General features: G+C 64.2%; 8 protein-coding genes. 3 read left to right on the top strand and 5 right to left on the bottom strand.

Annotation, left to right across the window (positions count from 1 at the left end; genetic code table 11):
• The 5 genes from H8A95_RS40875 to flgF form a co-directional block, all read right to left on the bottom strand.
• A partial coding sequence (locus H8A95_RS40875; RefSeq protein ID WP_229188162.1) for a hypothetical protein occupies positions 1–431 on the bottom strand: 431 nt, incomplete at its 3' end.
• Between the two features lie 449 nt (positions 432–880).
• The gene (gene flgH / locus H8A95_RS40870; protein ID WP_229188161.1) at positions 881–1,633 is read right to left on the bottom strand and encodes a flagellar basal body L-ring protein FlgH; all 753 of its coding nucleotides are present in this window, start codon (positions 1,631–1,633) and stop codon (positions 881–883) included.
• A 5-nt stretch (positions 1,634–1,638) separates the two neighbouring features.
• The gene (flgA, locus tag H8A95_RS40865; RefSeq protein WP_229188160.1) at positions 1,639–2,694 is read right to left on the bottom strand and encodes a flagellar basal body P-ring formation chaperone FlgA; all 1,056 of its coding nucleotides are present in this window, start codon (positions 2,692–2,694) and stop codon (positions 1,639–1,641) included.
• 2 nt (positions 2,695–2,696) lie between these two features.
• On the bottom strand, positions 2,697–3,485 hold the full coding sequence (gene flgG, locus H8A95_RS40860) for a flagellar basal-body rod protein FlgG (protein ID WP_050631042.1): 789 nt from the start codon (positions 3,483–3,485) through the stop codon (positions 2,697–2,699).
• A 16-nt stretch (positions 3,486–3,501) separates the two neighbouring features.
• Positions 3,502–4,266: a flagellar basal-body rod protein FlgF gene (gene flgF, locus H8A95_RS40855; protein WP_229188159.1), complete on the bottom strand. Its 765-nt coding sequence runs from the start codon at positions 4,264–4,266 to the stop codon at positions 3,502–3,504.
• A 382-nt stretch (positions 4,267–4,648) separates the two neighbouring features.
• Between flgF and fliL the strand changes: the two genes are divergently transcribed.
• The 3 genes from fliL to H8A95_RS40840 form a co-directional block, all read left to right on the top strand.
• The gene (fliL, locus tag H8A95_RS40850) at positions 4,649–5,137 is read left to right on the top strand and encodes a flagellar basal body-associated protein FliL (RefSeq protein WP_163154627.1); all 489 of its coding nucleotides are present in this window, start codon (positions 4,649–4,651) and stop codon (positions 5,135–5,137) included.
• 18 nt (positions 5,138–5,155) lie between these two features.
• Positions 5,156–6,358, top strand: coding sequence for a flagellar motor switch protein FliM (gene fliM / locus H8A95_RS40845; RefSeq protein WP_229188158.1), 1,203 nt, complete (start codon positions 5,156–5,158; stop codon positions 6,356–6,358).
• Positions 6,355–6,735, top strand: a 381-nt coding sequence (locus H8A95_RS40840) for a DUF6468 domain-containing protein (RefSeq protein ID WP_229188157.1), incomplete at its 3' end; no start/stop codon positions are given. The genes fliM and H8A95_RS40840, both read left to right, overlap by 4 nt.

Here is a 6,735-nt window from a genome sequence, read left to right as displayed (position 1 = left end):
CTGAAGCGCCTGCTCACGACCGTCGTGCGGCGGTCGGGGAGCTTCGGCAGCCGCGCCACATCCGCGCGCGTCGTCGCCGTTCTTGGCCGCGGCGCGGGCTCCGGCTCCGGTTGCTGCAGAAACAGCGTGGCCTCGAACACCACGCCGGGGGCCTGCTTGGCCGTTCCCATGCACGTCGCGCGATTGCCGCTGAAGGTGCCGGTCAGCTGCGCCTCGACCTCGTCACATCCGAACACGGTGGTGAACGGGCCGTCGGCATATCTATGCGTCGTCAGCACCGCGGTGAAGCGGTTCTCATCGAGCTGATAGGAGCCGCCATAGATGAACATGGCGTCGCCGCCGCTGATTCTGCCATTCGCGAGCTGGACTATTCCGGTGCCCTCGCCCCGCGGCGTCCGGAACCACGCCGCATATTGTCCGTCTCTTTGCATGACCGTCATACAAACACAAACCCTGCGTTGTCGTCTAGCTACGTTGCAAGCGATGGGACTTCTACTGCGGGTTGTCGCAAGGGTTAACGAACCGAGAAGGTGATCGTGCGACTTGCGGGAGCGGTATCGGACTGTGCGCGACGATCGTTCGCGTGCACGGCACCGGTCACAAACGCGATGAGATTGGGCGAATCGTCATCGCGCCTTGGCTCCTTGTTCGAGCATGATCTCCGCGCAAACGCGTTCCGCGTTTGTCGCGAGGGAAAACCGCTTCACACTTTTCCGGATCATGCTCCAAATGCCACGGCCCTCGCCAGGGGAGCTGACAAGGGCCGTGTTGGTACACCGCGCCGCGCCTAGGTTCGCGACGAGATGTGGGAGCTCGTAAAAGTCTTACTCAGGCATGATCCGCTTCCGAAAGCCGGTTCGCATTTTTCGGGATCACGCCGTCAGAAGGGCAAGAGCACGTCGAGGACCTGTTGACCGTAGCGCGGCTGCTGCACGTCGGTGATCTGGCCGCGGCCGCCGTAAGCGATGCGGGCCTGGGCGATCTTCGAGGAGTCGATGGTGTTGTCGCTCTGGATGTCCTCCGGACGCACGATGCCGGCCACGATCAGCTCGCGGATTTCGTAGTTGACCCGTATCTCCTGCTTGCCTTCGACCACCAGATTGCCGTTCGGCAGCAACTGGGTGACGACGGCAGCGACGTTGGTCTGCAACGCTTCCTGGCGGTTCACCGAGCCCTTGCCGTCGCTGGAGGCGGTCGATTCGGCGGTCAGGATCTTGCCGGGCAGGATCTTGTTCGCCTGGGTGATGGTCTGCGATCCCAGGAAGTTGGTGACCCCTGAGTCTTCCGAATTGGCGCGGCTGCGCTGGGTTTCGTTGGCGATCGCGGCCTTGTCGGTGATGTTCACCGTGATGGTCAGGATGTCGCCGACGCGCGCGGCGCGCTGGTCCTTGAAGAAGGCGCGGGAACCGCTGCGCCACAGCGAGTTCGGGCTGTAGGAGGCGACCTCGGGCTTCGGCATCGGCATCTGCACCGGCTTGTAGCCGGGCTGCGTGGTCGGGTTCTCGATCTCCGTCAGCTTCGGCTTTTCACCGATCTGGGAGAGACGGTCGATCGACGAGCAACCGCTGGCGATCGTGCCGAGTGCGAGCAGCGCACCGGCCAGGATGAGGCGGTTGATACGGTACTGGGACATGAACTTTACTCGGCGTTTGGTGCGACTGAACTCAGCTTGACGGGAGCGGAATTTGAAGAGGTGGCGTCGGCTTCGGGTCCTGCTTGCGGGGTGGCGACCGAGATCGAGACCTCGCCGCGGCCGGTGACGACGCCGGAGACGGCACGCTTGGACTGCAAATTCATCACACTGACGACGTCACCCTCGGCGCCGCCATCCATCGCCTTGCCGCGGATGGTGAGATAGATGCCGGCGGTGCGGTAGATCAGCGTGACGTTCTGGTCGCGGGTGACGAGATCGGGTTTCGCCATGTCCGCTGTGCGCAGCGCTTGGCCGGCGCGGAGCTGGCGGCGCACCTGCATGCCGATGGTGCCGTCGCGCACCGCCGCGTCGTTGCCGATTTCGGCCTTCGGGCGGCGCTCGACCATCACGTCGGAGGCCTTCAGCACGTCGCCGCGCTCGACATTGCGCGTCAGCACGGCGGCCTCGATGGTCTCGATCGCCGTGCCGGTGAGGCGCATCTTGTAAGGAGCGGTGCCGGCGTCGTTGCCGATCTCGAAGGTTACGTCGAAACGCGTCGAGCGTGCGTCGTAGCGCACCGCGATCGGCTGCATCGTGCCGGTGTTGGTGGCCTCGAGGCGGATATCGCCGGGATCGCGGTCGAAGGTCAGCGCGATGTTGCCGGCCCGGCCGAGCCCGTGGCGGCCTTCCAGCGCGCGCGACACCTGCTGCTCGATCTCCTTGCTGTCGATGGTGCGCGCGAGCCGCGTGACGGTGATTTCCTTCAGCTCGCGGGTGTCGACGCCGATCACCTGGTGACCGCGCAGGACGTTCAGCACCTGCGCGACCGGCAGCGTGCCAGTGGTGCCGAGGTCGGGCGCGCGGTAGATCGCGATGCTGCCGGCGCTGCCGGCATTGTCGATGAGGTCGCCGACCCGCACGATGTCGTCCGCGACCGTGATGCTGGCGCGCAGCGTCGGCACCGCGATGGCTTCACTGCGGCTTTGCGCGGCGGCCGGCGCCACGGTCACCGTGAGGAGGGCGGCTGCGATCAGGAGTGAGCGGGCGATCATCGAGATCATCCTCAGCGGAACAGGTTGGAGGTCGACTGCATCATCTGGTCGGCCGCGGAGACCACCTTCGAGTTCATCTCGTAGGCGCGCTGCGCTGCGATCAGGTCGGAGATTTCCGAGACCACCTCGACATTGGCCTGTTCGAGGTTGCTCTGCTGCATGTCGCCATAGCCGTCGGTGTTGGCGGTGCCGTCCTGCGGCTGGCCGGAGGCCGGCGTTTCCTGGAACAAATTGTCGCCGATCGGCATCAGCCCGGCCTTGTTGATGAAGCGCGTCAGGCCGATCGTGCCGATGTTGGTCGATGCGGTCTGGCCCGGCAGCGTCACCGAAACCTGGCCCTGCGCATTGATGGTGAGGCCGGAGGCATTCTGCGGGATCGTGATCGTCGGCTGCACCAGATTGCCCTGCGCGTTGACGATGCGGCCCTGGTTGTCCATCTGGAACGAGCCGTCGCGGGTGTAGGTGAAGGTGCCGTCGGGCATCAGGATCTTGAAGAAGCCTTCGCCGCGGATCGCGATGTCGAGGTCGTTGCCGGTCGGCGACAGGGTGCCCTGGGTCATCATGCGCGGGGTGCCGACGGTCTTGACGCCGCCGCCGAGGTCGATGCCCATCGGCATGATGGTGTTCTGGTCGGAGGCCTGCGCGCCGACCCGGCGCACGTGGTCGTAGATCAGGTCCTGGAACGCGGCGCGTTGCTTCTTGTAGCCGGTGGTGCGCAGGTTCGCGATGTTGTTGGAGATCACCTGAACTGAGAGTTCCTGTGCCGCCATTCCGGTCGCAGCTGTATAGAGTGCGCGCATCGGTCAGTCCCCCGGATCAGTTCGGCACGTCGGCGAGCTTCTCGATCGCCGATTTGTGCAGGTCACTCTGCTGCTGGAGCAGCGAGGCGATTTGGGTGTAGGTCCGCGTGATCTCGATCATGCGGCTCATCTCGACGACGGAATTGACGTTCGACTTCTCGATGAAGCCCTGGCGGATCTGGGCCTTGGTGTCCGGCAGCGGCTGTGTGCCTTCGCCCGGCGCGTAGAGATTGGAGCCTTCCTTGAGCAGGCGCTGGGCCTGCGCGAACGAGACCAGGCGGAGCTTGCCGCGGATCGAATCGAGGCGGGACGTGCCCTCGAGCACGGAAACGTTGCCGTCGGGGGCGATGTTGACGTCGTGATCGGTCTGCTGGAACGTGATCGGGCCGGAGGTGCCGAGCACCTGGTAGCCTGAGGCGGTGAGCAGCTGGCCGCGATTATTGATCTGCAGATTGCCTTCGCGGGTGTAGCGCTCGCCGCCCGGCGTCTGCACCACCAGGAAGGCGTTGCCGTCGATCGCGACGTCGAGCGGGTTCTTGGTCTCTTCGGTCGGGCCCTGCGAGAAGTCGTGGAAGGTGGCGCGGTCCTGCACGAAGGACACGCGGCGGTCGCCGCCGGCGAAATTGTCCTCATGCGCGTTCGAGGACAGATATTCCTGGAACAGCGACCGGTCGGCCTTGTAGCCGTTGGTGTTCATGTTCGCGATGTTGTTGGACACGACATCCATCTGCCGTTCCAGCACCATCTGCTTCGATAGTCCGACCAGAAGCGTATTCTGCATCGGTGGTTCTCCCCTGTGAGGTGATCCGAATGCAGGTTCTCCCAAACCTTCATGCCGGACCGTCGGTAACCATTGGGTTCTCCCAAACCCGCCTGTTACGCCGTCCTCTCAGCGAAAGCCGTGCCAACTTGAAATAGTAAGATATTAGAATGGCTTAGGTGTCTGACCGGGGGCCGGGCAGGGCGGCAGAAAGGTCTTGTTGACCATGTTTGCCCGGCAGTTTTTTCCTAGTTGAAGGTAGATCCTAAGGTTCCGTTAACCATTATTACCCTAGCGTTGACGGCATTGGGGCGCGTGTGCGCCGGCGGCCTTTGTATCGCGTCTTCAAGCCAAAGCTGGGGCAAATCGCGTTCGCATCCTTCAGGGTTGAAGCGAGCGGACGATGGCGGACGAGGAAAAGACGGAAGGCGGCGAAGGCGCGGCCGCTCCGAAGAAGGGCAAGCTCAAGCTGATCATCGCCGTCGTCGGCTTCCTCGTCGTGCTCGGCGCGGGCGCGGGCGGCTGGTTCTTCTTCATGCGGGGCCATGGCGAGGAGCAGCACGCCGAGGCGCCGCCGCCGAAGCCGCCGAGCTTCGTCGACGTGCCCGACATGCTGGTCAATCTGGTCGGTGCGCCCGGCGAGCGCGTCCAATATCTCAAGCTGAAGCTCGTGCTCGAGGTCAAGGAAGAGAAGCAGGTCGAGGCGATCAAGCCGGCGCTGCCGCGCGTCACCGACCTGTTCCAGACCTATATGCGCGAGCTGCGCCCGAGCGATCTCAACGGCTCGGCCGGCCTGTTCCGCCTCAAGGAGGAACTGACCAAGCGCGTCAACCTCGCGCTGGCGCCGAACCAGGTCAACGCGGTGCTTTTCAAGGAAGTCGTGATCCAGTGACGGGGTGGATGTAAAGCCATGGCCGGCAACGACCAGATGGACCAGGACGCCATTGCGGCCCAATGGGAAGCCTCGCTCGATTCCGAGGATCCCGCGGCGGCCGCGGCGGAAGCAGCCAAGAACGAGCTCACCGAGAACATGGCGCTGCAATGGGCCGCCATGGTCGAGGACGGCAGCCGCGACTTCGGCAGCAAGACCACCAATGGCGAGCGCGTGCTGTCGCAGGAGGAGATCGACAATCTCCTCGGCTTCACGGTCGGCGACGTCAGCCTCGACGACCATTCCGGCATCCGCGCCATCATCGATTCTGCGATGGTGTCCTACGAGCGTCTGCCGATGCTCGAAATCGTGTTCGACCGCCTGGTGCGGTTGATGACGACCAGTCTGCGCAATTTCACCTCGGACAACGTCGAAGTCTCGCTCGATCGCATCACCTCGGTGCGCTTCGGCGACTACATGAACTCGATCCCGCTGCCGGCGGTGCTCTCGGTGTTCAAGGCGGAGGAGTGGGAGAATTTCGGCCTCGCCATGGTCGACTCCAACCTGATCTATTCGATGATCGACGTGCTGCTCGGCGGCCGCCGCGGCCAGACCCAGCTCAAGATCGAGGGCCGGCCCTACACCACGATCGAGACCAACCTCGTGAAGCGGCTGGTCGAGGTGGTGCTGTCGGATGCCGAGCAGGCGTTCCGGCCGCTGTCGCCGGTGACCTTCACGATCGACCGGCTCGAGACCAATCCGCGCTTCGCCGCGATCAGCCGTCCGGCCAACGCCGCGATCCTGGTGCGCCTGCGCATCGACATGGAAGACCGCGGCGGCAACGTCGAATTGCTGCTGCCCTACGCCACCATCGAACCGATCCGCAACGTGCTGTTGCAGATGTTCATGGGCGAAAAGTTCGGCCGCGACCCGATCTGGGAAGGCCATTTCGCCACCGAGGTGGCGCAGGCCGAGATATCGGTCGATGCGGTGCTGTACGAAGCCGATATCCCGCTGAAGGAGCTGATGAAGCTCAAGGTCGGCGACACGCTGCCGCTGGATATCCGTTCCGACGCGCTGGTCTCGGTTCGCTGCGGCAACGTCACCCTGACGGAAGGCCGCATGGGCCGCGTCGGCGACCGTGTCGCGATCCGCGTCACCAAGAATTTGCGTAAACCCCAAACCACCTTCGCGATGTTCGAGAAGGCGGATGAGCGGACCAAGATGATGGAGGCACCATGAGTCATGTGCTTGGACTGATAATCGAGAGTCTGGTGGCCGTGCTGCTGATGCTGACGATCGGCTATTGCTGGCTGCTCAACAAGCGCCTGCAGCGGCTCAAGGCGGACGAGCATTCGCTGAAGGCGACGATCGCCGAATTGATCACCGCGACCGAGATCGCCGAGCGCGCGATCGGCGGGTTGAAGCATGCGGTGCGCGACGTCAACGAGAACCTCGGCAACCAGCTCGATGCGGCGACGCAGATGTCGGCGCAGTTGAAGAACCAGCTGGCGGAAGGCGACGGCGTGGTGCGCCGGCTGTCCAAGATCGCGCTGGCCGCGCGGCCGCCGGAGCCCACGCATGCACCGGTACAAGCAGCTGCGCCCGCCGCACCGGTG

Origin of the sequence: Bradyrhizobium oropedii, from assembly GCF_020889685.1 — a bacterium.
GTDB classification, from domain to species: domain Bacteria; phylum Pseudomonadota; class Alphaproteobacteria; order Rhizobiales; family Xanthobacteraceae; genus Bradyrhizobium; species Bradyrhizobium oropedii.
This window is presented reverse-complemented; position numbering and strand designations above follow the sequence as displayed.

Excerpts from the sequence above, each read along its gene's own strand:
- flgH (WP_229188161.1), bottom strand. The coding sequence starts at position 1,633 with ATGTCCCAGTACCGTATCAACCGCCTCATCCTGGCCGGTGCGCTGCTC.
- flgA (WP_229188160.1), bottom strand. The coding sequence starts at position 2,694 with ATGATCTCGATGATCGCCCGCTCACTCCTGATCGCAGCCGCCCTCCTC.
- fliM (WP_229188158.1), top strand. The coding sequence starts at position 5,156 with ATGGCCGGCAACGACCAGATGGACCAGGACGCCATTGCGGCCCAATGG.
- flgF (WP_229188159.1), bottom strand. The coding sequence starts at position 4,266 with ATGCAGAATACGCTTCTGGTCGGACTATCGAAGCAGATGGTGCTGGAA.
- fliL (WP_163154627.1), top strand. The coding sequence starts at position 4,649 with ATGGCGGACGAGGAAAAGACGGAAGGCGGCGAAGGCGCGGCCGCTCCG.
- flgG (WP_050631042.1), bottom strand. The coding sequence starts at position 3,485 with ATGCGCGCACTCTATACAGCTGCGACCGGAATGGCGGCACAGGAACTC.